This is a genomic window from Lactococcus hircilactis (assembly GCF_009601015.1).
In the GTDB taxonomy this organism is placed as follows: Bacteria; Bacillota; Bacilli; order Lactobacillales; family Streptococcaceae; genus Lactococcus; species Lactococcus hircilactis.
This window is the reverse complement of the sequence record NZ_WITJ01000002.1, coordinates 188,421-214,021: the sequence shown is the minus strand read 5'-3', so window position 1 is coordinate 214,021 and position 25,601 is coordinate 188,421. Positions and strand designations below refer to the sequence as shown.

The following is a 25,601-nucleotide window of genomic DNA, read 5'->3' as shown; positions in this document are numbered from 1 at the left end:
GGCGCAAATGGACCGATGGGAATCTTCTTAATCATCGCCTCAACCCTTCTTGTCGCAGCAATGGGACTCGTCATCTCTTATTATTATCGCCCAAAAAGACAAGGGTAAGTTAAAAAAGTTCTGTCAGCACTGACAGAACTTTTAGTTATCCAACACAAAACACCCGAAAACATTGTCATGATATCGGTCGGGTGAAAAAACTGGACAAAAAATCGAACTAATGCCCAAAAATAAAGCAGGATAAGGAAAAAAAGCTTGCTAATTCATTTATTAAGTGCTATAATAGACAAGTCCGACTTTTGAGATAAAACAATCTCTCGGAAAAATTTAAGGAGGTGCTTTTGCTTGGCAAAAGATGATGTAATCGAAGTAGAAGGCAAAGTTGTTGAAACAATGCCGAATGCAATGTTCACTGTTGAACTCGAAAATGGTCACAAAGTCTTGGCGACAATTTCAGGAAAAATTCGTAAGAATTATATCCGGATTTTGCCAGGAGACAAAGTTCAAATTGAGCTTTCACCATACGATTTGACAAAAGGACGCATTACTTACCGCTTTAAGTAATTCGGACATTCATTGGGTGCACTTTGCACAGTAACCTATAGAAAGGAAGACACAATGAAAGTAAGACCATCAGTTAAACCCATCTGCGAATACTGTAAAGTAATTCGTCGTAACGGTCGTGTAATGGTAATTTGCCCTGTAAATCCAAAACACAAACAACGTCAGGGATAGAAAGGAAACTAAAAAAATATGGCTCGTTTTGCTGGAGTTGATATTCCAAACGAAAAACGTATCGTTATTTCATTGACTTACGTTTATGGTATTGGACTTAAAACATCTCAACACGTACTTGCAGCTGCTGGAGTTTCAGAAGATGTACGTACAAAAGACCTCACAACTGACCAAGAAGACGCAATCCGTCGTGAATTGGACAGCTTGAAACTTGAAGGGGACCTTCGTCGTGAAGTTAACCTTAACATCAAACGCTTGATGGAAATTGGTAGCTACCGTGGGATGCGTCACCGTCGTGGCCTTCCTACGCGTGGACAAAATACTAAAAACAATGCGCGTACGCGTAAGGGTCCTGCTAAGTCTATCGCTGGTAAGAAAAAATAATTATAGAAAGGAGTTAAAATGCCAAAAATTACACGTAAACGTCGTGTTAAGAAAAATGTTGAATCAGGTATTGTTCATATCCAATCTACATTTAATAACACTATTGTCATGATTACAGACGTTCATGGTAACGCTCTTGCTTGGTCATCTGCTGGTGCTCTTGGATTTAAAGGTTCTAAAAAATCTACACCATTCGCCGCACAAATGGCTTCAGAAGCTGCTGCTAAAGCTGCTCAAGATCAAGGGTTGAAAACAGTATCTGTTACAGTTAAAGGTCCTGGTTCAGGTCGTGAATCAGCTATCCGCGCACTCGCTGCTGCTGGACTTAATGTAACTTCTATTTCTGATGTGACTCCTGTACCTCACAACGGTGCACGTCCTCCAAAACGTCGTCGTGTATAATTAGTCACTCTTGTCGCTAAACACTTTTTGTTTTAGAGGAGAATATACATGATTGAGTTTGAAAAACCAAAAATTACAAAATTTGACGAAACAGAAAATTACGGAAAATTTGTTGTCGAACCACTTGAACGTGGTTACGGAACGACTTTAGGTAACTCTTTGCGTCGTGTTCTTTTGTCATCATTGCCTGGTGCTGCGGTCACTTCAATTCAAATTGAAGGCGTTCAACACGAATTTGCAACCATTCCAGGTGTACGTGAAGATGTCATCCAAATCGTTCTTGCGATTAAAGGAATTAGCATTAAATCTTACGTAGGCTCTGATAAACAAATTGAACTTGATGTAACTGGTCCTATGGCTGTTACTGCAGGCGATATTTTGACTGATAGTGATATCGAAATCGTCAATAAAGACCACTATTTATTTACAATTGCAGCAGGACATTCAATGCGTGCTGTCATGACTGTTAAAAAAGGTTATGGCTACGTTCCTGCGGATGAAAATAAAGTTGAAGGCGCACCAATTGGTACAATTGCTGTTGATTCAATTTATACCCCTGTAAGTAAAGTAAATTATCAAGTTGAACCTGCCCGTGTGGGTGGCAATTCTAATTATGATAAATTGACACTTGAAATTACTACAAATGGAACCATCGTTCCTGAAGAAGCACTTTCTCTTTCTGCAAAAATCTTGACAGATCACTTAAACTTATTTGTTGATTTGTCACAAGTCGCTCAGGAAGCTGAAACACTTGTTGTGAAAGAAGAAGTGAAAACAGAACGTGTGCTCGATAAAATTATTGAAGAAATGGACTTTTCTGTCCGTGCTTACAATGGTTTGAAACGTGCAGGGATCAATACTGTTGCTGATATTGTTGAAATGAGTGAAGCTGACATGATTAAAGTCAAAAACCTCGGTCACAAATCAGTAGAAGAAGTCAAAGTTAAATTGACTGAATTGGGACTTACCCTTAAAAAAAGAAAATAATTAAGGGATTTGGATAAAAATATTCAAAACCGAATTGAAGATTTGCATTTGCAAATCCGCGAAAGGAGACAAAATGGGCAATCGTAAACTCGGACGTAAATCTGCACAACGTAAAGCTTTGTTGCGTGATTTGACCACTGATTTGATTATCAATGAAAACATCTACACCACTGAAGCTCGTGCGAAAGAAGTTCGTTCAACTGTTGAAAAGATGATTACTCTTGGAAAAAAAGGTGACCTTCATGCTCGTCGTCAAGCTGCTGCTTACGTCCGCAACGAAATCGCGATTAAAGATTTCAACGAAGAAACTGAAACTTTCCCAACAGCACTTCAAAAACTTTTCACTGACCTTGCTAAACGTTATGAAGGCCGCAATGGTGGATACACTCGTGTTCTTAAAGTAGAACCACGTCGTGGAGATGCTGCACCAATGGCAATCATTGAACTTGTTTAATCAAGAGCGAAAGTTACAATAAATTAAAATGAACCTGAGTGTTATGATGTTGGCGGTGTGCATGAGTTGATAATCAAAAGATGAGAAAACTTTTTTCCTCTGATCCTTGATTATTGAGTAGCATTGCTTAGTCTAGCTCTGTCCGCTTATCTTTTAGGATAAGTGTGATCACTCATGGTTTTTTTTTTACCTAAAAATCAATTGATTTGTCATCAGTTGATTTTTTATTTCATTTTTTTCTTATTTTATTTTTATATTATTTTTTATTATTAAAAAATAATGAGATAATTATGATAAAACGTAAGAAAAAATGGAGAACGTATGAAAAATCAGATAAGAAAGTTTGTTCAGATCATTGCAGTTTTGTCTTTGATCAGTCCCTTAGTTTTGGATTTGTGTGGAACAGTGTTATCTCGCGTAGAAAAACACGCTAAAATTCAAGAGGTCATTTCCCCAAACTACAAGGAAAATAAAGAACGTCCTGCCGAGGAGAACACGTGGTTTATTGATGGACAGCACGATGTTTTGAATCATACAGGAAATCGCACTTCAGGAACAAATGAGTTTTTTGAGTCCGTATCAGATCAGGGAGATCGAAATAATTTTACAGATCACTACATCAATTATGGAGGAAATTCTTCTGCTCCTGATTACGCGATTCGTCAATTTGCGAGACAAACTGAGACGCCTGGACTGTATGATGTGTTCACAAATATTCGTGGACAGCAGCAACAACACTTTGAACCTTTAAGTATTGTATTAGTTTCTGATCACTCCAGTTCAATGGATACGGCAGTTTCAGGGCATAATCGCATGTATTATCTTGATCAGGCGATTGAAAACTTTACTCAAACACTTCTGTCAGTACTGACAGAAAATGAAATCCCTAAAGATTATATTCGAGTCGGTCATGTGGCTTATGGAAATTTACTTTACAACTCAGGAACGAGATATGTACCGATAGATGACGTAGAAACGAACGCTCAGCGCTTACGGGATGCGACACCGCAACATCCAGATGCAAATCAAGGCACGTTTACTCAAACGGGATTGAGAGAAGCAAGAGCGATGCTTTCAGGAGAGGAAAATCGAAAAAAAATCGTCATCCTTTTGACAGATGGTGTCCCAACGCTTGCAAATCGGATCACAGGAAGTACTGAAATGAACCCTCAAGGAGAGATTGATCTTGGAGAAGTGACAGCAACAACAACAGAGCACTCTGCTTTTCTTGAAGGATACAGCACTAATCCAGCACCGAATAATTTTGGAAATTACAACACTCCGCTCCCTTCTGGAAATCGAGCGGCACGTCCGATTGACGGAACAGGATCTTATGCAGGATTCACCAATCGTTATGTGCAAGGGGCAACTTCTGGACCAACTTATAATAGTGTTTTTCCAGCGACTTACTTTGAGGCAGAGCAATTAAAAAAAGCGGGAGTTGAAGTTCACGGGATTGGTATTGCAATGCCTGAAAATGATGCGATCGGTTCAAATGGAGGAACAAATCCAGGATACTGGCCAGCGTTTAGCAATCAGCAGATTATTGAACAAATGAAAAAACTCGTTTCTGATGATTATTTTTTTCAAAATATTTATGATCCTACTCAACTTTCAGATTATTTACAAGCCAATCTGCTCAAATTTTTCAAGACGATTTCAAATGGATCTGTCCAAATCAAACTTGGCGAGCAATTTGAATGGGATAATCAAAATCAACTTTCAACACGTTATTTTGTCAATGGGACAACTTCTGCTGCTCAAAACTACACGGCCTCTTTTGATCCACTCAAACAAACGATTACTGTGAATCATCTCAATCTGGGACGAGGTGAGGAAATCCAAATTCATCATCAAGTGCATCTTCAAACAGAAAAAAAGGAATTTTTACCTGAGGTTTGGCGGCACATTTCTGATCCAGAACAGACTTTTTTACAGCCCACTCCTCAAAGTGTCGCACTCCCTTTTGCAGTCCCTTCTGGACGTGCTTTTGGGACGCAACTTGATCTGACAAAAATCTGGAAAGAAATGGCCATAACTCCTACCGAAAGGCCAACAGAAATCCAACTTGAAATCAAACGTTCCACAACAACACATAAAGAAAGTTGGCAGTCAGCATTTACCACGCTCAAAGGATCACAAGAAGATGAAAAATGGACACAAGAAGGGCTTGACCACCTCCTTTTGACTGAGGATGACACAAGGGTTTTTCTTCCTCGATTTAATAATCGTGGAGAAACTTTTGAGTACCGTATTATAGGAGAAAGTGGTGCACCAGCTTATGATTCAAAAATCAGTGAGGACGCAAAGAGCATTACAAATACAGAGCTTTGGAAATTTGAGCTCATCAAGCAATCCGATGAAGGACATACACCAGCTGGGGCTGTTTTTGAACTAAAAACAGCTTCTCAAGAGAGTGTAAGTACTGGCGTGAGTGATGCACAGGGAAAAGTAGAGTGGGCTGATGGGAGTGTGAGATTGAAAAATAATACCACTTACAAGCTCATTGAAACGACGCCTCTTTTATCTCATCATAGTGCTGGCCCTTGGTCCATTCAGGTTTTAGATGGGAATATCACGATGAGTGCAGATGATCCTTCAGATCATCATAGTGTTTATCTCACGGAGTCGGATGAAACTCTTGCACGATTTAAGGTGATTTTAGTGAATCAGCGCGATGTGACACGACTCAGTGGAGAAAAAACGTGGGTTGAATCAGGAGAAATGAGACAATTTCGTCCTGAGCGTCTTAAAATTGAACTCTATCAAAATGGACTTCTTTATCGCGAAGTTGAAGCCAAAGCACCGATTGACAATGACGATGCGGATATTTGGACCTATGATTTTGGATGGGTACCGACACGTGATTTGTCAGGGAACACTTACGCATATACCATTAATGAAAAAACAGTCCCACATTATAAGAGTAAAGTTGAGGGATTGAATCTTGAGAATACCTTACAAGTGTCAAAAATAGAACTTTCAGTCGATAAAATTTGGGAGGATCACAATAATCGTGCCGGTCATCGTCCAAGTGCCATTACCCTTCAACTTTTTCGGGATGGAGAAGCGTATGGGGAACCAGTGGAATTAAGTGGGGATCCTCAAGCGCGTGTTTGGAATACGGTTTTTGAAGCACTTGCTGAGTATAAAGACGCCACTACAAAGTATGACTATGAGGTAAAAGAAGTAAGTGTTTCATCGCATTATACAAAAACCATCGAAAAAATAGATGAGACACATTTTGAAATTACAAATCGCTTTATTCCTGAGCAGATTGACATTTCTGGACAAAAATTTTGGGAAGGTGAGCCAAATGATCAGTATCGACCAGAAGAGCTCTCAATACAATTATGGGCTTATCCAAACGAAGGCAGTCAATCACCGACTTTGATAGCGACAAAACGTGTCACGGCTGCTCAAAATTGGCAATATGATTTTGGAAGTCACCCCAAAGAAGATGAGTTGGGACGCGAAATCAATTATCAAGTACGTGAAGAATCCATTGCGAATTATCGCACGGTCTATCCTGAAGAACAGCCAGAATTAGGAAGATTTGATATCAAAAATATATTTGATTATGATAAACGAGACATTACGGTCACAAAATCGTGGGATGATGAGGATAATGTCTTTGGTCATCGTCCAGAAAGCATTGAAATTGAACTCTTACAAGATGGGGAAGTCTTTGAAACGGATTTTGTCAGTGCTGACGAAAATTGGATTCATACGTTTGAGCACTTGCCCGTTTATCGAAATCATGCGCTTGGGCCGTTTGTGTACACGGTAAGAGAAGTGAGTGCTCCTTTTGGATATGAGTTGAGTCGTGAGGAGTATGAGCCGTTTCATTTGATCAATCAGTTTAGAAATCAAACTTCTGTCAGTGGTCACAAAATATGGCACTCAGATGAGGAAACTACTGTACGCCCTCAAGAAATCAGGATTTATCTTTGGCACTATAATTATGATAGTCTGGGAAATATTGACTTTGGAAGTCAGCTTCCTGTTTTAGATGAGAATGGAAATCAGGTCTATCGTGTGCTTTCTGAGGAGAATCAGTGGACGTTTATGATTGATGGGCTCGCAAAATATGAGGCGGATGCGGGGAATAGTCGTGAGCTTGAGTATTTTGTCACAGAAGTGCTAGACGAGGCTGTAGCCCCTCTTTATGAGTCATCCATTCATGTGACACCACAGAACCCCTTAGATCCCCTGTCTCCATCTCATTTTGAAATCACAAATGTGTTGGTTGGTCCTGAACTTCTTCTTGAAGTGAACAAATTGGATGCGGATTTCACGACAGCAGATCGTGCGCGAAGATCAGCCCTTGATGGGGTAAATTTTCTTCTCACGCAAACATCAGCTCTTATTCCGTTTGATTGGAACGTCATAACGCTGGATCGGGCGATTTTACCCTTACGTTTGCCAGCCCTGATTTTACCCTTTGATGAGACGCTTTCTATCCCACTTCGTTCAGGTTCAGACGGACAGTTGCGGCGAATTTTGGCAGATGGATCCGTGGATGAGACAGAAAATGGCGTGGTCGAATTAGCTTATGATACAACATATCAGCTCAGAAAACTTGATAGTGTAGGGCATTTTCCAGTTTTTGATGGCATCAGTACATGGGAAATTAAAACCCCAACACTGGTTGAGGCAATTAATCATATTGAAAATGATGCATTCACATTGGAAGCTGAACAGATTGTTGCAACTCCAGACCAAGAAATCTCTGATGCAGAGGTGGTCTCAGGACATCACCCCGCAGTACCTGAACTTGGACGTCGCGCATTGATTCGGACAGAACAAATCGGATTAGAAGCAAGAAATCCTTATGTGATTTCATTTGATATTTTATCAAATGTAACACATCCGCTCACGATTGAAAAAATAGATGGGAGTTCAGGTCAGTTGATGGATACTCAATTTCGCTTACGTTGGGTCGATCAATACGATGATCAAGGACAATTTGATACGATGTCAAGTCTTGATATTGATGCCCTCCATCTCAGTGGTACCCAAGAAGATGGACTCACAAATGATGCGATTGATGTTGCTACTGGAGCAACGCTTTCGACAGTTAACGGCTCTAAGACGATGAATAATATGGGACGAGGAAATCTCTATATTATTAGCGAAAATAATCCACCGCCAGGTTATCAAGTCACAGATGCAGTCATTGTCGCATATATGGATGAGGCACAAGGAAAAAATGCAGAAGCGTCTGTGATCCATGTCCGAATGGCGAGACGGTCCGATCAAAATCCTAACCTTCTTATCTTTGATGCCTTAGAGCATTTTCCAGAATATCAAGGATCAACTGAAAACGGCATTCGATTTGCCAATTTTAAAATTCCGCCACAGGAAAATGAAGATAAAACCAATGACAAAAACAATGACAAAACCAATGACAAAAACAATGACAATGATAAAGAAAAAGACCAAAGTAATGCAGTATTGCCACAGCTGAGTGATGAATTAGAACTCTTTTTGGCCCTGTTAGGGGTTGGGATTTTACTTTGCCCTTCTCTAGTGCGACTGTGGAAAAAACAGAAAAAATAAAATTAAACGAAAAAGTCTACTCAGTAGACTTTTTAAGTTGATTTTTTTAGAAATTTTGGTAGAATAATAAAGGACACTTTTTAAATAAGTGACGATGCCGTTGTAGCTCAGTCGGTAGAGCAGCACCATGGTAAGGTGAAGGTCGTGTGTTCGATTCACATCAATGGCATACCGCGCGCCAAGCGCACTACTAAGCCGTTTACATGGCTTTTTCTTTTTTTCTCATTTGTCCATTTTAGCCCATAATTGTCCGTTTTTGCCATCTGCTTGGGGAGGTTTTAGGGGAGGTTTTTTCTCCTCGCCAACCGCGCTACAATCACGATTCGGCAAAAATGAAGAGTGAATGGCATGGTGCGTTTTTTTGTCAATTGAATTTTCAATTTTTGCTGTATTGCCATCAATGGTATAAATAGAATGAGGTCCGTTTAGGTTTTTTTTATTTGTGTGTTCGTGTTATGTGTTTCAACGTTTTTCAAGTTTTTTGACCATGATGAGTGTTAAGAACTTTATTTTTCAACTTTTGTGAGACGTTTGACCATAAACGCTAAGAGTTTTGAAAATAGTCGAGGATACGCGCGTGCGATATGGACTACAGTGCGATCACCAAAGGAATGAAAATAGCGTCGTTTTGGAGTTGCATCTGTTGCGGCTTTATAAAAAAGTGCAGCAAGATCAGCCGATGTCGCACCTGTCCCAAAGTGCTCACCAGAAAGTGCGCTCTGGACAGCTCTAACCGTGGGGGCATAGGGACTATTTGTTTTAAGATTTTTCATTGCATTTTCCATTGCAATCGCTCCCCAACTGGATGCGGTCCCACCAGGCTGGACAATCAGTGAGCGGACGCCAAAAGGTTTGATTTCACTGTCTAAAGCATCGCTCCATTGTTGAAGTGCAGCTTTTGTTGCATGATAATATGCTCCAAGTGGCATATACAAATCTCCACCAATGCTTGAAATGTTGATGATACGTCCAGATTTTTGTGCGCGCATCGTGGGAAGGACGAGCTGAGTGAGCTCAACAGCACCAAAAAAATTAGTTTCAAATTGTTTTCTGATGTTTTCCATTGGAATTTCTTCGGCCGGACCGTATTCTCCATATCCTGCGTTGTTGATTAAAACATCAATTCGATCCGTTTGTTTGAGGATTGCTGCGATAAACTCGGTATTGGAAATTGAATTTGTAACATCAAGTTTGAGAGAAGTAAGATTTGATGCTGTTGGAATTTTTTCGACACGACGGGCTCCAGCAAAGACCCTCCAGCCTTTTTTTGCAAATAAAAGTGCGGCTTCATATCCCATTCCATTGGATGCTCCAGTGATGATCACAGTTTTCATAAGTAATACTCTTTTCGTTTTTAATTAAATGATTGTTCATTCACTTAAAATTATAACTGAATGATGATTCATTTGTCAAGTATAAAGAGAGAAAATATAAATTTTTTTGACGACGCTTTTTCCTTTACGTTTTTGGTGCGAATGAAAAGTCAAAAAAAAACGGTGCGTTTCATCACCGTCAGTTTTGAGATTATTTTTTAATCGCATCAATTGAGAGCTCGATCATTTGATCAATCTCCACTTGATCAGGAGTCGTTCCGTTTTTTGCGTGGAACATCAGATTATTCATGATTCCACCAGCGGTCCAACTGATCAGTAAGTTTTGTGAGAGCATCTTAATTTGGCCACTCGAAAGCAGGCGCTCGTATAGGGCAACGACAACCTCCGCCCGTTTTTGCGAGTATGCGATGCCAACAGGAGCGATTTCACTGGCGTTTTCAAGTGCAGCACGCATGAAAAGCGCATGTTTTGGATAGGTTGTCCACTTTTCAATGAGGTGAGCAAGTAATTTTTTGAGCTGTTCTATTGGATCGTCAACAGATAATATAAGTGCTTCTTGCCCATCATCAAGAATATCTTTGACACCAATCAATATCTGTGCCAGCATATCAGATTTATCGGCGTAATACACATAAATTGTGGCAGGACTCACTCCAGCGAGTTTTGCGACTTTAGCAATGGACAATCCGACCAATCCAACTGTTTCGGTGAGTTCAAAAACAGCTTGTGTGATGGCCCTTTTTTTATTTTCATCAATTTTTCTCATGCTTTTATTTTAACTGAATGAACGTTCATTTGTCAAGAGCTGACGCTAAAAAATGAGTTAAATCACTTGATTTTGATTATCAAAAACAGTTTTAGTTTTTGATGATCGCATTTTCAACTGTGATTTTTGAGATGAGTTTATTTTGATCGTTTAAAATGCTGAGCTCCCAGAGATGATTGTGGGGACTTTTATGAAGCAAAATCGCTTGTGCTTTGAGGATACCACTTGCTTTAGTCGGTGCAAGATGGTTAGCATGGATTGCTTTACCTACGGCGAAAAATCCTTTTTCAATCAGTAAATTTGACGCCATGCCAGATGCGATTTCAGCAAATGCTAAAGTGGCTCCACCGTTGAGATACCCTTGGGGTTGGGCATGGAAAAAGGAGAGCTGCATTTGAGCGGTAAATCCATTTTTTGTGAGTTGAACATTGGAAATCTGAAGTTGATCGATGAGTGTCATTTCAGTACCTTTCGAATAATTTTTCCTGAAGCATTTTTGGGGAGTGTTTGGCAGTAAATGATCTGGCGAGGGAGCTTAAATTTTGCGAGTTTCCCCTTTAAATAAGATAAAATGGTGCTGTCAGTAATGACAGAATCTTTGCAAGAGTAATACAGTACAGGAACTTGTCCCCATTTTTCGTCAGCGCGCGGAATCACCACACACTCCTCAATCTCTGGAAGTTCATACACTAAATTTTCGATTTCTTTTGGATAGATATTTTCTCCACCAGAAATAATGATGTCATTGCGACGATTGAGCACGTACAAAAAACCGTCCGCATCAATAAAGCCAATGTCGCCCGTTTCAAAAGGACCAGACAATGGAGGCTTCAAAAGATAGCCCCGCATCACCATTGGAGAGTCGATCATAATCTCTCCGATTCCGTCTTTATTGACATTTTTTAGGGTAATTTGAACGGTTGGTAAAGCGCGTCCAACGGCATCCAGCTTATCGTGATGATGAGAGAGATTCAGCGTTGCAGATTGTGAAAAAGTCTCAGTCATCCCGTACGTTTTATAAATGGGAAGTTCTTTTTTTAGTGCGGCATCAATCAACGCTCTTGGAATGAAAGCTCCTCCCAGCAAAATCACGCGAAGACGATGCTTTTCCAAACGCTCAATCAAGCGGCTGAGCATGGTTGGCACTAACGACATCATATTTATCTCCTCAGTTTCAACCGCTTTTAAAATCTTGTCTTCGTCGAATTTTGATAAAATACTCACAGCTGTTCCATTGTACAAACTGCGCATGAGAATGGAAAGTCCACTGACGTGAAAAAGCGGCGTGGCAATTAACCAATTGTCATCAAAAAAACTGCCGAGGATTTCTTTTGAAGCCTTGACTTGAGCGTAGACCATTTTTTCTGTAATTGGAACAGATTTAAATTTTCCGGTGGTGGCGCTTGTATTCATGATGAAGGCTATTTTTTCGGGCTGTTCTGGAAGAAAAAAAGACTCATGATGCAACTTGGGAATTTCTGTCAGTACTGACAGAAAAAGAGGGGGGATTTTGAGTGGCAAATGAGTGACACGGTGTTCAAATTGAGACGCGCTCACGACAGTTGAAAGCTGTGCATCCGAAATTTGTTCTGTCAGCTCTGACAAAGAAAGATGTGTGTTTAAAAATAAGATTTCTTTGCCAAGTTTTAGGAGTGCAAAAATCGCAACACACATCGCTAAAGAATTTTCTGAGAGTAGTCCAATTCTGGTGTGATTTTGCAACGGATGCTCCCATTTTTTTGCAAGAAAAGAAGAGGCATGATCGACATCAAAGAAGGTAGCATCGTTAATAAATTTTTTTTGAGGGCTAATTTGAGCCCAGTTTTTAAGCCAATTAATAATCATCGTTTTGTAAAATGAAAGCACCCAAAGGTGCTAGAAATCAAGGGAATTTTGGGAATTGATCAAAGTCAGGTTTGCGTTTTTGTACAAAAGCATCCCGACCTTCTTTTGCTTCATCAGAAGTGTAATAAAGCAAAGTCGCATCCCCAGCAAATTGTTGTAAGCCAGCTAAACCATCTGTGGCCGCGTTAAATGAGGCTTTGAGCATGCGCAGCGCCATTGGTGACAGACATAGGATTTCCTGCGCCCACTTGACGGTTTCTTCTTCGAGTTGATCAAATGGGACAACTGTATTGACCATGCCCATATCTAAGGCTTCTTTTGCGGTATATTGACGGCAGAGAAACCAGATTTCACGTGCTTTTTTCTGTCCAACCATTGCAGCGAGCAACCCAGCCCCGTACCCGCCATCAAATGATCCCACGCGAGGACCAGTCTGACCAAAGCGTGCATTTTCAGAAGCGATTGACAAATCACAAACAAGATGTAACACGTGCCCACCACCGATTGCAAAACCATTGACCATAGCAATGACAGGTTTTGGTGTGATTCGAATCAAGTGCTGCAAATCAAGCACATTTAAGCGAGGAATATGATCCTCTCCCACATATCCACCATTCCCACGGACTTTTTGATCGCCCCCAGAACAAAAGGCTTCTTTATCCTGCCCTTTTCCATGGTTTTGCCCTGTCAAAATAATCACGCCCACCTCAGTGTCGTCACGTGCGACAGAAAACGCATCAATGAGTTCAGAAACAGTCTTAGGGCGAAAAGCATTGCGCACCTCAGGACGATTAATGGTGATTTTAGCAATGTGATCATAAACCTCATACTTGATATCTTCATAGTTGCGCGTTCCTGCAACCCAGTTAAATGTTGTCATTAGGACTCCTTTAAATAAAAAAGTTGTGATACAAGTCAATTTGCTTTCACACGAAAACAGAATCAGACCATTCTCATTATAACACCAATCCCATTTAAAAGGATAAAGAAGATTTTACGATTTATCAGAAAAAAGATTTGTGATAAAATAAAAGGAGAAAAAAATTAGTGTGGGCTGGTGTTACAATTCATAGAAAATTACGTATAAAAATAGAGGAGAAGGATGGCAAAGAAAAAATCATCGACATTCGAATGTCAAAATTGTGGGTATAAATCAGCTGCTTACCTGGGACGTTGCCCCAATTGTGGTGCGTGGAGCTCTTTTGTTGAAGCAGTCGAAATTATAGAGGTCAAGCATGCACGAGTTTCAGTTTCAGGAGAGCGCTCAAAACCAATGAAATTGGGGGAAGTTGAGCTTTTTGAAACCCCTCGTGTCAAGACTGATCTGGATGAATTTAATCGTGTTTTAGGAGGAGGGATTGTACCTGGGAGTCTCGTGTTAATTGGTGGAGATCCAGGAATTGGGAAATCAACGTTATTGCTACAAGTCTCAACGCAACTCGCCTCTCGTGGTCGAGTGCTTTATGTCAGTGGGGAGGAGTCGGCACAGCAAATCAAGCTGCGCGCTGAGCGATTGGGCGATATAGAGAGCGATTTTTATCTTTATGCTGAGACAAACATGCAAGCAATTCGTGCGGAGGTTGAAAGATTACATCCTGAATTCTTGATCATTGATTCCATCCAAACTATCCTATCACCTGAACTTCCAGGGACACAAGGTTCAGTTAGTCAAGTCCGTGAAGTGACAGGAGAGTTGATGCAAATCGCTAAAAGTAATAATATCGCTACTTTTATTGTCGGTCATGTGACAAAAGAAGGAACGCTTGCTGGTCCTCGGATGTTGGAGCATATGGTAGATACGGTGTTGTACTTTGAAGGAGAACGCAATAATACTTTTCGGATTTTAAGAGCGGTTAAAAATCGGTTTGGTTCAACAAATGAAATCGGAATTTTTGAAATGCAAGGGCAAGGTTTGATTGAAGTCACTAATCCATCAGAGGTTTTTCTTGAAGAGCGATTAGAAGGATCATCAGGATCTGCTATTGTGTGTGCTTTAGAAGGAACACGTCCGATTTTAGTTGAAATTCAAGCTTTGACAACACCGACGATGTTTGGCAATGCGCGAAGGACAACGTCTGGGCTGGATTTTAATCGGGTCAGTTTGATTATTGCAGTGCTTGAAAAACGTGCGGGATTAATGATGCAAAATCAAGATGCATACTTGAAGTCCGCGGGAGGTGTGAAATTAGATGAGCCAGCAATTGATTTGGCTGTTGCAGTTTCGATTGCCTCCAGTTACAAAGAGCACCCCACGCAGGCCTCAGAGTGTTTCATTGGTGAAATTGGATTGACTGGAGAGATTCGACGGGTGACACGCATTGAGCAGCGCTTGAATGAAGCGAGTAAATTAGGATTTAAAAAAGTGTATGCGCCGAAAAATTCATTGATTGGGATTGATGTTCCTAAAAACCTTCAAGTGATTGGAGTTACAACGCTTCAAGAATGTCTGAAATTAGTATTTGATTAGAGTGAGATAAGATAAAAAAGAACTTCTGTGTTATAATGAATAGAGAGGTTGAAAGCCTCATCATAATTAATAAGGAGGATGTCTATGCGACGTTGGGTCATTCATCTACTGATGATGATTGTTGGGGCTTCTTTAGGAACGACCCTTTTGCCTGTGCTTGGAAAAGTTTTGGGGCAAAGAAATAGTATTTTAGATCACGGCATTTTTGATGGATTAATTGGTGCAATTATTTTTCTTATTCTTTCTTTTTTAGTTTCAGGAATGATGATTCGTGGTTTGAAACGTTTGGAAAATGCGATTACGCGCATTAATTTATCAAAGCTCGTGTATAACTTTATTGGTGTTATTGTCGGACTTGTTGTCGGAGTTTTGGCTTCATTTGCTTTAGGACGATTGAATATTCCGATTCTCAATTCATTGGTTCCATTTTTGTTGATTTTGATTTTCGTTTATTTGGGATATATTGTTTTTGATAAGCGAGGGGATGAAATTTTCCGAGTATTGTTTCGTAAACGACGTGAAGGTGCAGTCAGTGAAGCAGAAGCATCAGAAACTAAGGAAAATGAAACAAAAGAGCATAGTATTGTGTTGGATACAAGCTCTGTGATTGATGGACGAATCTTGGATGTTTTGGAAACGGGATTTATTTCTGATAAGGTAATTGTCCCGAATTTTGTGTTACTAGAATTACAGACAATTTCAGACAGTGCAGATAGTTTGAAGCGGGCTAAAGGACGTCGTGGACTCGATTTAGTCAATGCTTTAAAAGCGTTTGATAATGTTGAGATTTCAAGTAAAGATTATTCAGATGTCCACGAAGTGGATACGAAATTATTGCGCTATGCAGCTGAAACAGGCGCTAAACTTGTGACCAATGACTTTAATTTAAATAAAGTTGCTGAGATTCAGGGAGTTCGTGTTTTAAATATCAATGACTTGGCGAATGCAGTTAAAACGCAATTGGTGGTGGGAGAACAAATCCGTGTTCAGATTATTCGTGAGGGGTCTGAACGACAGCAAGGTGTGGCTTATTTGCCAGATGGAACGATGATTGTAATTGAAGATACTGCAAAATTAATTGATAAAACGGTGACAGTCGAAGTGGATAAAGTGTTGCAAACTTCTGCAGGTCGGATGATTTTTGCAAATTTAGTCAGTAAATAAAAGAGCAGATGATGAGCATCATCTGTTTTTTTGACCTTGGTGAGTAGCAATGATTGCGTGTTTGCAGGTGCTAGAATGAATTTATAAATAAAACATTAAAATTCAATTACGTTTATATCATTAGCAATTTTTGATATTTTTCATTTTGAAATGTAAAATATAGAATGTAAAAGAAAATAGGATGAATTAGAATCGAAGAGAAATGACTCAAAGTAAAATGACACAACCAAATGAACTTTCTTTTGGAAAGCAAGTAGCGAGCATTTATGCTCCAACGATGATTTATGAAACAGGAATTGGGGCAGTGACGCCTGTCATTCCACTTATGGCGTTAGAACTCCATGCGAGTCCAGCGATTGCGGCGTTTATTGTTGCACTTCTTGGGATTGGACAGGTCGTTGGGGATATTCCAGCAGGATATTTGGCAACGAAACTTGGCGATCGTAAAGCGATGCTTTATGGTGCTGTTGTCACATTGATTTTACTTGTGACGTGTGCATTCACGCCGAACTGGGTCATTTTTGCGCTGAGTATTTTTATTTTGGGAATGGTCAATGCACTTTTTGTTCTTGCGAGACAGGCGTATTTGACGGAGGTTACTCCACCACTTCGGCGGTCATTGTCGCTTTCCATTCTCGGAGGAATGACGCGAATTGGATCATTGATTGGTCCATTTGTGGGAGGTGCAATCATGTCAATTTTTGCGATTAGCGTTGCTGGAAAGCGTGAAGATTGGCTTCCTGGTGCATTTTGGGCGGCAGTAGTGTTGACTTGTATAACCTTTATCGTTGTTTATGCGGTTCCTGAAATTGAGGTGCCAAAAACAGTGAAGAAAGTAAAGCAAGTGACGGTGAAAACATCTTATATCTTACGTAAAAATTTGAAGATGTTTGCGACATTAGGCATTGCGATTGTTTTAGTTGGTGCGGTACGACAAACGTCAAATACTGCTTTACCTTTGTGGGCAGCACATATCGGATTGAATGCTTCAATGACCAGTTATATTTATGGATTGTCAGGACTTTTGGATGCACTTCTTTTTTATCCTGCTGGAAAAATGATGGATAAGTATGGCAGACTTTGGGTTGCGATTCCTTCGATGTTGATTCTTGGTGGCTCTATCTTGTTTATTCCGCTGACGCACGGGATTTGGTCGATGGCAATCGTGTCATTAATCATGGGGCTTGGAAATAGTATTGGTGCAGGAATGATTATGACCATTAGTGCTGACATGGCACCAGAAAATTATCGGGCGCAATTTTTAGCAATGTGCAGACTTTTTGGGGATACGGGCGCTGCAGCTGGGCCACTTTTGATTGCGGCTGGTGCTGGCATTGGCTTTTTGTCAGGTGGAATTTGGTTGCTAGGTGGCTGTGGACTTTTGTCAGCGCTGATCATGGGATTAACGTTAGAAAAATATTCGATTCATGCGAATCAAAGAACGAGATTACGTCACGGAATGACAAAACAAGGGCATCCGATACAATAAAAAATTTCTGTCAGTACTGACAGAAATTTTTTTGAGATTTAAAAGTGAAGCGCGTGCTGACAAAACTAAATTAGAGGTCGTAAGTCATGTTATACCAAGTTTCGCCAGCTAGTTTTGATTCTGATTTTCCTTTATTTTTGAAGCCGTGTTTTTCATAGTACGGGATAAGGGAGTCTAAGCACGTCAGGCTGATGACTTTTCGTCCATTTTCACGATCCACCTCAGCGAGTTTTTCAAGCAGATGCGTTGCAATTTTGTGCTTACGGTATTCCTCTAAAACAGCCAAGCTTGTGATGGTCTGAACAGTGTCTGTGGGTTTATTTGGAGTTGAATGGTCAAACAGGTCATCTGTGATGTAAGGCCGTGATGACGTTGGACCCACGATAATTCCAACGACGGTCCCTTGTTTTTCCATGTCTCTTGCGACGATAAAGGTGTCAGAAATCAGGGAAATGCGCTCAAGCATCGCTTCTCGTGAGGATGCTTCATCTGGCGTAAAGCAAGAATTTTCAACGTGCATGATCTCATCAAGATCACTCAATTTTGCAAAATCATATTTTATAGTAGTCATGAGATTATTATATCAAAAATACTGAAATGAAGATTAAAATTCGTGCTTTAGTGCTGTTTTTCATCAGCTTAGGAATTGATCAATCAATTTGTTAAAGCGCTTGGGTTGGAAGTAGAAAAAAAGATGCGTGGCTAGCGGGGCAACAATTAATTTTGAATCGGGAATGAAAGTGCTCATTTCATAAGCATGAGCGTACTTGACCACGTCAAATTGACCAATCAAAATGAGTGTTTGAGCTGTAATTCGAGATAAATCACTCATTTCAAGTCCGGTATTTTGGGTGAGCAGCTGAAGTGTGGGACGGCTAATTTTGAGCCAATTTAAGAGGTGGGTTGTGACAAAAAAGAAAAAACGTAAAGCGAAATAGATTCCCTTTGTTGTCAAATTTCCAGCGTTTAAAACCAGTCGTGAAAAACGATCTGGATGTTCAGAAGCGAGAACCATTGCAATATTCGCTCCGTCACTAAAACCAATCAAATCTGCTTTTTGTAGATTTTCTTGATTCATCACATCAAAAACATCCTGTGCCAATCGACTAAAGACCAGTCGCTCACCATCAAAAAAACTTCGTCCATGTGCGCGTGTATCAATCGTTAAGCACGTGTATTTTTTTGAGAAATAAGCCACTTGTTTTTTGAAGACGCGTCCCGTTTGCAAATTGCCATGCAAAAAAATGAGAGCTGGCCCATGTCCACAAACACTGTAATAAATTTTGACTTGGTCTGTTGTTGTTATCCATTTATCCATTTTTTTATCGCTTTCAAGAACAGTATAGCAAAAAATCGGAAAAATAATCAATTTTTAAGCATATCTTTTCTAAGCGTTTTATGAAAATGGTATGATAGGAATAACAGAAAAATAAAGAAAATGAGGATAAAAATGGTTTTTGATTTGAGTTATCATGGTGAAAAAGTAAGCACCATCGATCCGATTGTAAAAGGAAATGCACCTGATTTTACGCTACACGATCTGACAGGAAAAAAAGTCACGCTGTCAGCGCTGACAAAACCTGTTTTAATCAGTGTTTTTCCTAACATTAATACGAGAGTGTGTGCGCTGCAAACCAAGCACTTTAATGTAGAAGCGAGTCAGCATCAGGAAATTGATTTTTTAAGTATTTCTAATAACACACCAGACGAGCAAAAAAATTGGTGTGCCGCAGAAGGTGTGGAAATGACAATTTTATCAGACGACGGCTCATTTGGAAAAGCGTATGGTTTGCTGATGAAAGAAGGCCCCATTGCAGGGAGATTAGCACGTTCGATTTTTGTAATTAAAAATGGAGCCATTGTTTATTCAGAAATTTTATCTGAAGTATCACAAGAACCTAACTATGATGCCGCATTGAAAGCAGCGCTGTAAAAAGAGGATTTCCTCTTTTTTTGATGGAAGATGATTGGTTAAAAAGACGATTAAAACTCGAAAAATGATGTTCAATTTGATATAATGAAAGAAGTACTAAATAATAGGAGAAACTATGGCTGTAAAACATCTTATCGACACTTTTGTGCCTGAAAACTACAAGATATTTCTTGACATTGATCGCAAAACAAAGACTTTTAAAGGCCAAGTAGCGATTAAAGGAGAAGCAAAAAGCGAAAACGTTTATTTTCACGCAAAAGATTTAAAAATTAGTAAAGTGCGTGCGTTTAGTGTAGAGACCAACTTTATGAATGATTACGAAAATGAAGAAATCGTAGTCGGAGTTGGAACAACTGGTCCTGTAACGATTTCCTTTGAGTATGAAGGAGAAATCACAGATCAAATGATGGGAATTTATCCCTCATATTACGAAGTTGATGGCGTAAAGAAAATGCTGATTGGCACACAGTTTGAAAGCCATTTTGCGCGCCAAGCATTTCCATCTATTGATGAACCTGAAGCAAAAGCAACGTTTGATCTTTCTGTCAAATTTGACGAAGAACCAGGCGATACGATTGTTTCAAATATGCCTGAACTGCTCAATATTGAAGGCATTCATGTGTTTGAGAGAACCGTCAAGATGAGTTCTTATTTGTTAGCTTTTGTTCTTGGCGAGATGCAATACAAAACTGCAAAAACAAAATCTGGTGTGACTGTTGGAACATTTTCAACAAAAGCACATCAACCAGAAGCGCTCGATTTTCCACTTGAAATTGCGACGCAATGCATCGAATTTTACGAGGATTACTTCAAAACGCCTTATCCTCTTGCACACAGTTGGCACATTGCATTACCAGATTTTTCAGCTGGAGCAATGGAAAATTGGGGCTGCATTACGTATCGTGAAGTGTGTATGCTTGTGGATCCAGAAAATGCGACCTCAGCAAGTAAGCAATATGTCGCGTCTGTCATTTGTCACGAGCTAGCACACCAATGGTTTGGAGATCTCGTCACAATGAAGTGGTGGGATGATTTATGGCTCAACGAATCTTTTGCTAACATGATGGAATATGTTGCGTGTGATGCGCTTCATCCAGAGTGGGACATTTGGAATCACTTCTCTATTGTCGAAGCAAATATGGCACTCAATCGTGATGCGACTGACGGCGTTCAATCTGTCCACGTTGAAGTGACGCATCCAGATGAAATCAACACTTTATTTGATCCTGCCATTGTTTATGCAAAAGGGGCACGGTTGATGGTGATGTTGCGCAAATGGCTTGGGGATACAGATTTCTCAGCAGGATTGCACAATTATTTTGAAGCACATAAATATGGCAATACCGTCGGAAATGATCTTTGGGTGGCACTTTCTGAAACATCAAACAAAGATGTTGCTGGATTGATGCGCTCATGGTTGGATCAACCAGGATATCCTGTCGTTGATGTTCGTGTCGAAAATGACGAACTTGTCCTTTCTCAAAAACAATTTTTCGTTGGAGAAGGAAAAGATGAGGGACGTGTATGGCAAATTCCATTGAACAGCTCATGGAAAGGGTTGCCAGATGTGCTTGGGGAAAGTGAAATTCGTCTGTCAGGATTTGCAGCCTTGAAAGCAGCCAACGCAGGTGTTGCATTGCGGTTAAATGATCAAAATGCAGCGCATTATGTCGTTAATTATGAAGGGGAGTTACTGACAGCACTTCTGTCAGCGCTGACAACATTAGATGAAATCACGAAATTCCAAATTTTGCAAGATCGTAAGATTTTAGCTAAAGGAGAGGTGATTTCTTATGCCGAAGTTGCACAACTCTTGCCTTATTTTGCAGGACGTAAATCCTACATCGTATCACAAGCGCTAAATCAAGTGATTTCAGACTTGATGTTGTTTGTTGATGAAGATTCCAGCACAGAAAAAGAGTTCCATGCTATCGTTGATGGACTATTTAAAGCAGATTATGCGCACTTGGGCTGGGAAAAACAAGCTGGTGAAAGTTCAGATGATGAAACACAGCGTGGTCTTGTTCTAAATAAAATGATTTTTGCTGAAAATGCAGATGCAAAAAGAAAAGCCAGTGAAATTTTTGCGGCTCATTCAGATAAGATGCAGACAATCTCAGCAGACATTCGTCCGATTATTTTGAATAACGAAATCAAATCGACCAATTCAAAAGCACGCGTTGATCAATTTCTTGAGGCTTACACAAAAACAAGTGTGGCAGAATATAAAGATGAGCTCTCAACAGCGATGTCAAACGCAAAAGATCCTGCTATCACAGCAACACTGCTTGCACACATGAAAAACAGTGCCATCATCAAACCACAGGATATTTCATCATGGTATTTCCGCGTGTTGAGTAAAGAATTCAGCCAAGATATGGCCTGGGAATGGGCAAAGGAAAACTGGGAATGGATTAAAGAAAAATTAGGTGGAGATATGAGTTTTGATAAATTCGTCATTTATCCCGCAAACCTCTTTAAAACTGCTGAGAAATCAGCAGAATATAAAGCATTCTTTGAACCTAAACTTGACATTCTTGGACTTGGACGGTCGATCAAGATGGGAATGAAGCAAATTGATGCACGTGTGGATTTGATTGAAAATCAAAAACCAGCCGTCATTTCGGCACTCACAGAAATTTCAAAAAAATTCTAATCAACCATGAACACAAAAATCTGATGAATTGATTCATCAGATTTTTAATTTGTCTGTGATGTGACACTCAAAGGTGTGGCGTCAGTTGGCGATAAAGGCACAGCCACTCATCATTTCTCCGCCAAATACTGGTGACTCTGATTCTTTTTTGCTGCTCAAGATAGTCATAGGTCAAAATAAAAGTTTTTTTACTCACCTGCTGCGCATGATACGCCTGAATCGCAAAATTTGATTCTGTCAGTACTGACAGGTTTGATGACGCTTGTAATTTCATCTCTCGTGTCAATAACGCTCCATTTTCTGCAATTTCTTGAAAATTGGGTGTCAGTAAGTCTGCTAAGTCACTCCCGTTAAGTAATTTTTCTTCTTTTGCGAGTAATTCAAGTGCACGACTCGCGTAATGCTCGTTTTCAGGTAAAGTAGCAGGTTCAACATGGACATCCACATCATAAACATCAAATTGATCAATGAGCAGTTTTTCAATGTACTCTGTTGCAGCGTGACTCTCAAAAACACTAAGGTCTGGCGACATTTCAACCACAACATCAAGAAAAATATTACTTCCATAAGTCCGTCCACGGACCAGTTTCACATGTTTTACTTTTGGTGCACGTGTAATCGCCTGAGTGTATTGCTCAACCAATGTTTCATCAAATCCATCTGAAAGTGAAAAAACAGAATCTTTGAAAATGTCATACGCCGTTTTTAAAATAAATCCAGCAATCAAAAGTGCCATTGCTTTATCCAACCAGCTCCAATGAATCACCGCTGCTAAAATCGCGACCGCTGTTCCGACAGAAGTCAAAGCATCGCTGAGATTATCTTTACTTGCTGCTAAAAGCGCGTGTGATTGTGTGGCCTTTGCGAGACGATTCGTATAGAAAAATACTGCCAGCATCACAAGCGCCGAAATCACTGCAACTAAAGCACCAATCGGATCAATCGTTTCTTCTTTTTCTGTAATTATATTTAATACCGTCTCACGCAATACTTCAAACCCAACAAAAAACATAATGAAACTTGACACAAGACTTGCAATGGATTCAATTTTCCAATGCCCATAGACATGATCATTATCCGCAGGAATTCGAGCAATGCGCAGCCCGATTAAAATGGCGATATTTCCTAAAATATCTGTTAAATTATTAAACCCATTCGCTTTTAATGAAGCGGAGTGGGTCAGTTGTGCGAGTGTAATTTGCCCAACCGATATAATAATATAAGCAAAAATAGAAACCCAAACGCCTTTTTCAGCCAGTTTGAGATTATTGGAACGTGTATTTTGCATGGTTCACCGTCCTTATTAAGTCATGTCCTACTATTATAACAAGATATGCGCACAAATGGGAGAAAAAGTGAATAAAAAAATATTTTTTTTTGCACATTTATTTGTACACCCATTCGGATTAAAAAAAACTGAACAAGTGATCCTCTTTTTTGATAAAAACCAGCTTAAATCATTGACTTAACAGAATAAAAGTATTACACTATATTAGTTAGCTTTAGAATTTTTAAACTAACTATTAAAGTTAGATAAATCGTTTTAAATGCTTGTACCAAAAAGGATATCATGGTATAATGATGTGCTTTAACGAAATATAAAAAACACCATGTATTTATCTTAAAACTTCTACCTATAGAAAGGGAATTTATGATTTTCAAATCTATTATGAAACATAAATGGGTTGCACTATTCTCTGTATTTTCAACCTTCATTTATGCAGGCGTACAGCTCTATCAGCCACAAATCATGAAACACATCATGACGGTGATGTCATCAACGACCTATACGCGTCATCAAATGTCAGACAAAATTCAAGGTTATGGTATTGAACTTTTGATTGTTGCTGCAATTGGGATTTTATTTGCTATTTTTAGTACACTTTCAGCAGCACGGATTGCTCAAGAAATCGGAGCTGATGTCCGAGAGCAAACTTACAAAAAAATCAATACATTTTCTTACGAAAATGTCGAACAGTTCAATGCAGGAAATCTCGTGGTCAGAATGACCAATGATGTCACGCAAGTCCAAAACTTGATGATGATGATTTTCCAAATCTTGTTGCGTATTCCGGTCCTTCTTATCGGAGGAGTAATTTTATCAATCACAACAATGCCACGTTTATGGTGGATTACAGTGCTTTTGATAGTCTTGATTGTTGCTGTAACAGCAGTACTGATGGGTCAAATGGGGCCACACTTTATGGCCTTTCAAAAATTAACAGACCGGATCAATGCGATTGCCAAGCAAAACTTGCGTGGTGCGCGCGTGGTTAAATCATTTGTCCAAGAAAAAAATCAAATCGGTGCATTTGATCAAACCTCAGATGAACTTTACGATCACAACTGGGCCGTTGGAAAAATCTTTTCAGCCATGATTCCACTCTTTACGATTATCGCTCAAGGTGCGATTTGGCTTGCCATCTATTTTGTATCGACATTCGTCACGAATTCTCAAACCATTGCACAAGACAGCATTGGTGGGATTGCGACATTCATGACCTATATGGGCATGATCATGTTTGCCATTATCATGGGCGGCATGATTTCCATGTTTGCTTCACGTGGAATGGTCTCGATTGGTCGAATCAACGAAGTATTGAACACCAAACCTGCCATGACTTTCGATGAAAATGCTAAAGATGAGAGTCTCAAAGGATCCGTCAGATTTGATCATGTTTCATTTAATTATCCAAATGATGAAGAACCAACACTTAAAGACATTAGCTTTGAGATTCAGCCTGGACAGATGGTCGGGATTGTTGGTGCGACGGGTGCTGGGAAATCGACACTTGCTCAACTCATTCCGCGTTTATTTGATCCTACAAAAGGAACGGTCTATGTTGGTGAAAAAGACTTAAAAACAGTCAGTCGCGGTACTTTGAAGTCAAATATTTCCATCGTTCTTCAAAAAGCCATTCTATTTTCAGGAACAATTGCAGGTAACATCAAGCAAGGAAAAGCAGATGCAACTGAGGATGAAATGACGCGTGCAGCACAAATTGCGCAAGCAGCAGAATTCATCACAACTAAAGATGGACAATATGAATCAGAAGTGGAAGAACGCGGAAATAATTTCTCCGGCGGTCAAAAGCAAAGACTTTCCATCACACGTGGCGTTGTCAAAAACCCAAATGTTTTGATTTTAGATGATTCAACCTCAGCACTTGATGCCAAATCTGAAAAACTTGTCCAAGAAGCTTTGAATAAAGACCTTAAAGACACCACAACCATTATTATTGCACAAAAAATTTCATCTGTTGTTCACGCTGATAATATCCTCGTCCTTGATCAAGGAAAACTTGTCGGACAAGGCACGCACCATGAACTTGTCGCAAGCAATAAAATCTATCAAGAAATCTATGAAACACAGAAAGCACAGGAGGATTAAGACATGGAAAACGTTAAAAAACCACAAAAGAA

The 25,601-nt window shown here is 39.7% G+C and carries 21 protein-coding genes and 1 tRNA gene; 14 read left to right on the top strand and 8 right to left on the bottom strand.

Annotated features, from left to right (window positions below; translation table 11 throughout):
* The first annotated feature begins 345 nt into the window (after positions 1–345).
* The 8 genes from infA to GHI93_RS02035 all read left to right on the top strand — a co-directional run bounded on the left by infA (position 346) and on the right by GHI93_RS02035 (position 8,693).
* Positions 346–564, top strand: a complete 219-nt coding sequence (gene infA, locus GHI93_RS02070; protein WP_153495142.1) for a translation initiation factor IF-1 — start codon at positions 346–348, stop codon at positions 562–564.
* Positions 565–618: 54 nt separating this feature from the next.
* Complete coding sequence (gene rpmJ / locus GHI93_RS02065; RefSeq protein ID WP_014024193.1) at positions 619–735, top strand: 50S ribosomal protein L36; 117 nt, start codon at positions 619–621, stop codon at positions 733–735.
* A gap of 18 nt (positions 736–753) precedes the next feature.
* Positions 754–1,119: a 30S ribosomal protein S13 gene (rpsM, locus tag GHI93_RS02060; protein WP_153495140.1), complete on the top strand. Its 366-nt coding sequence runs from the start codon at positions 754–756 to the stop codon at positions 1,117–1,119.
* Positions 1,120–1,137: 18 nt separating this feature from the next.
* Positions 1,138–1,521 carry a 30S ribosomal protein S11 gene (rpsK, locus tag GHI93_RS02055; RefSeq protein WP_054639142.1) on the top strand — a complete coding sequence of 128 codons (384 nt, stop codon included), beginning with the start codon at positions 1,138–1,140 and terminating at the stop codon, positions 1,519–1,521.
* A gap of 48 nt (positions 1,522–1,569) precedes the next feature.
* Positions 1,570–2,508, top strand: a complete 939-nt coding sequence (locus GHI93_RS02050) for a DNA-directed RNA polymerase subunit alpha (RefSeq protein WP_153495138.1) — start codon at positions 1,570–1,572, stop codon at positions 2,506–2,508.
* 73 nt (positions 2,509–2,581) lie between these two features.
* A complete protein-coding gene (gene rplQ / locus GHI93_RS02045) occupies positions 2,582–2,962 on the top strand; it encodes a 50S ribosomal protein L17 (protein ID WP_153495136.1) in 381 nt (126 codons plus the stop codon).
* A gap of 321 nt (positions 2,963–3,283) precedes the next feature.
* Positions 3,284–8,524: a Cna B-type domain-containing protein gene (locus tag GHI93_RS02040; protein WP_153495134.1), complete on the top strand. Its 5,241-nt coding sequence runs from the start codon at positions 3,284–3,286 to the stop codon at positions 8,522–8,524.
* A gap of 96 nt (positions 8,525–8,620) precedes the next feature.
* Positions 8,621–8,693 (top strand) — tRNA-Thr (locus GHI93_RS02035).
* Positions 8,694–9,030: 337 nt separating this feature from the next.
* Here the strand turns inward: GHI93_RS02035 and GHI93_RS02030 are convergent.
* The 5 genes from GHI93_RS02030 to menB form a co-directional block, all read right to left on the bottom strand.
* The gene (locus tag GHI93_RS02030) at positions 9,031–9,858 is read right to left on the bottom strand and encodes an SDR family NAD(P)-dependent oxidoreductase (RefSeq protein WP_153495133.1); all 828 of its coding nucleotides are present in this window, start codon (positions 9,856–9,858) and stop codon (positions 9,031–9,033) included.
* A gap of 190 nt (positions 9,859–10,048) precedes the next feature.
* Positions 10,049–10,624, bottom strand: coding sequence for a TetR/AcrR family transcriptional regulator (locus tag GHI93_RS02025; protein ID WP_153495131.1), 576 nt, complete (start codon positions 10,622–10,624; stop codon positions 10,049–10,051).
* 91 nt (positions 10,625–10,715) lie between these two features.
* Positions 10,716–11,084, bottom strand: coding sequence for a PaaI family thioesterase (locus tag GHI93_RS02020; protein ID WP_153495129.1), 369 nt, complete (start codon positions 11,082–11,084; stop codon positions 10,716–10,718).
* Complete coding sequence (gene menE / locus GHI93_RS02015; protein ID WP_153495127.1) at positions 11,081–12,469, bottom strand: o-succinylbenzoate--CoA ligase; 1,389 nt, start codon at positions 12,467–12,469, stop codon at positions 11,081–11,083. Before menE ends, GHI93_RS02020 begins: the two co-directional genes overlap by 4 nt.
* Positions 12,470–12,506: 37 nt before the next feature.
* Positions 12,507–13,349, bottom strand: coding sequence for a 1,4-dihydroxy-2-naphthoyl-CoA synthase (gene menB / locus GHI93_RS02010; protein ID WP_153495125.1), 843 nt, complete (start codon positions 13,347–13,349; stop codon positions 12,507–12,509).
* A 222-nt stretch (positions 13,350–13,571) separates the two neighbouring features.
* Here menB and radA point away from each other — a divergent pair, with 222 nt between their 5' ends.
* The 3 genes from radA to GHI93_RS01995 all read left to right on the top strand — a co-directional run bounded on the left by radA (position 13,572) and on the right by GHI93_RS01995 (position 17,589).
* On the top strand, positions 13,572–14,936 hold the full coding sequence (gene radA / locus GHI93_RS02005) for a DNA repair protein RadA (RefSeq protein WP_153495123.1): 1,365 nt from the start codon (positions 13,572–13,574) through the stop codon (positions 14,934–14,936).
* A gap of 84 nt (positions 14,937–15,020) precedes the next feature.
* Complete coding sequence (locus GHI93_RS02000) at positions 15,021–16,100, top strand: PIN/TRAM domain-containing protein (RefSeq protein WP_153495121.1); 1,080 nt, start codon at positions 15,021–15,023, stop codon at positions 16,098–16,100.
* A 202-nt stretch (positions 16,101–16,302) separates the two neighbouring features.
* Positions 16,303–17,589, top strand: a complete 1,287-nt coding sequence (locus GHI93_RS01995) for an MFS transporter (protein WP_153495119.1) — start codon at positions 16,303–16,305, stop codon at positions 17,587–17,589.
* Positions 17,590–17,659: 70 nt separating this feature from the next.
* Here the strand turns inward: GHI93_RS01995 and GHI93_RS01990 are convergent, their stop codons facing one another.
* A complete protein-coding gene (locus tag GHI93_RS01990) occupies positions 17,660–18,160 on the bottom strand; it encodes a GNAT family N-acetyltransferase (protein WP_153495118.1) in 501 nt (166 codons plus the stop codon).
* Between the two features lie 63 nt (positions 18,161–18,223).
* A complete protein-coding gene (locus GHI93_RS01985) occupies positions 18,224–18,907 on the bottom strand; it encodes an alpha/beta fold hydrolase (RefSeq protein WP_153495116.1) in 684 nt (227 codons plus the stop codon).
* Positions 18,908–19,039: 132 nt separating this feature from the next.
* Here GHI93_RS01985 and GHI93_RS01980 point away from each other — a divergent pair, with 132 nt between their 5' ends.
* Both GHI93_RS01980 and GHI93_RS01975 read left to right on the top strand, forming a co-directional pair.
* A complete protein-coding gene (locus GHI93_RS01980) occupies positions 19,040–19,522 on the top strand; it encodes a thiol peroxidase (protein ID WP_153495114.1) in 483 nt (160 codons plus the stop codon).
* Between the two features lie 115 nt (positions 19,523–19,637).
* Positions 19,638–22,178, top strand: a complete 2,541-nt coding sequence (locus GHI93_RS01975) for a M1 family metallopeptidase (protein WP_153495113.1) — start codon at positions 19,638–19,640, stop codon at positions 22,176–22,178.
* A gap of 67 nt (positions 22,179–22,245) precedes the next feature.
* On the opposite strand, the gene GHI93_RS01970 is transcribed toward GHI93_RS01975, so the two are convergent.
* Positions 22,246–23,466: a cation diffusion facilitator family transporter gene (locus GHI93_RS01970; RefSeq protein WP_153495111.1), complete on the bottom strand. Its 1,221-nt coding sequence runs from the start codon at positions 23,464–23,466 to the stop codon at positions 22,246–22,248.
* A gap of 381 nt (positions 23,467–23,847) precedes the next feature.
* Between GHI93_RS01970 and GHI93_RS01965 the strand changes: the two genes are divergently transcribed.
* Entirely contained in the window at positions 23,848–25,569 is a 1,722-nt protein-coding gene (locus GHI93_RS01965; RefSeq protein ID WP_153495109.1) for an ABC transporter ATP-binding protein, read from the top strand.
* Positions 25,570–25,601: the final 32 nt, after the last annotated feature.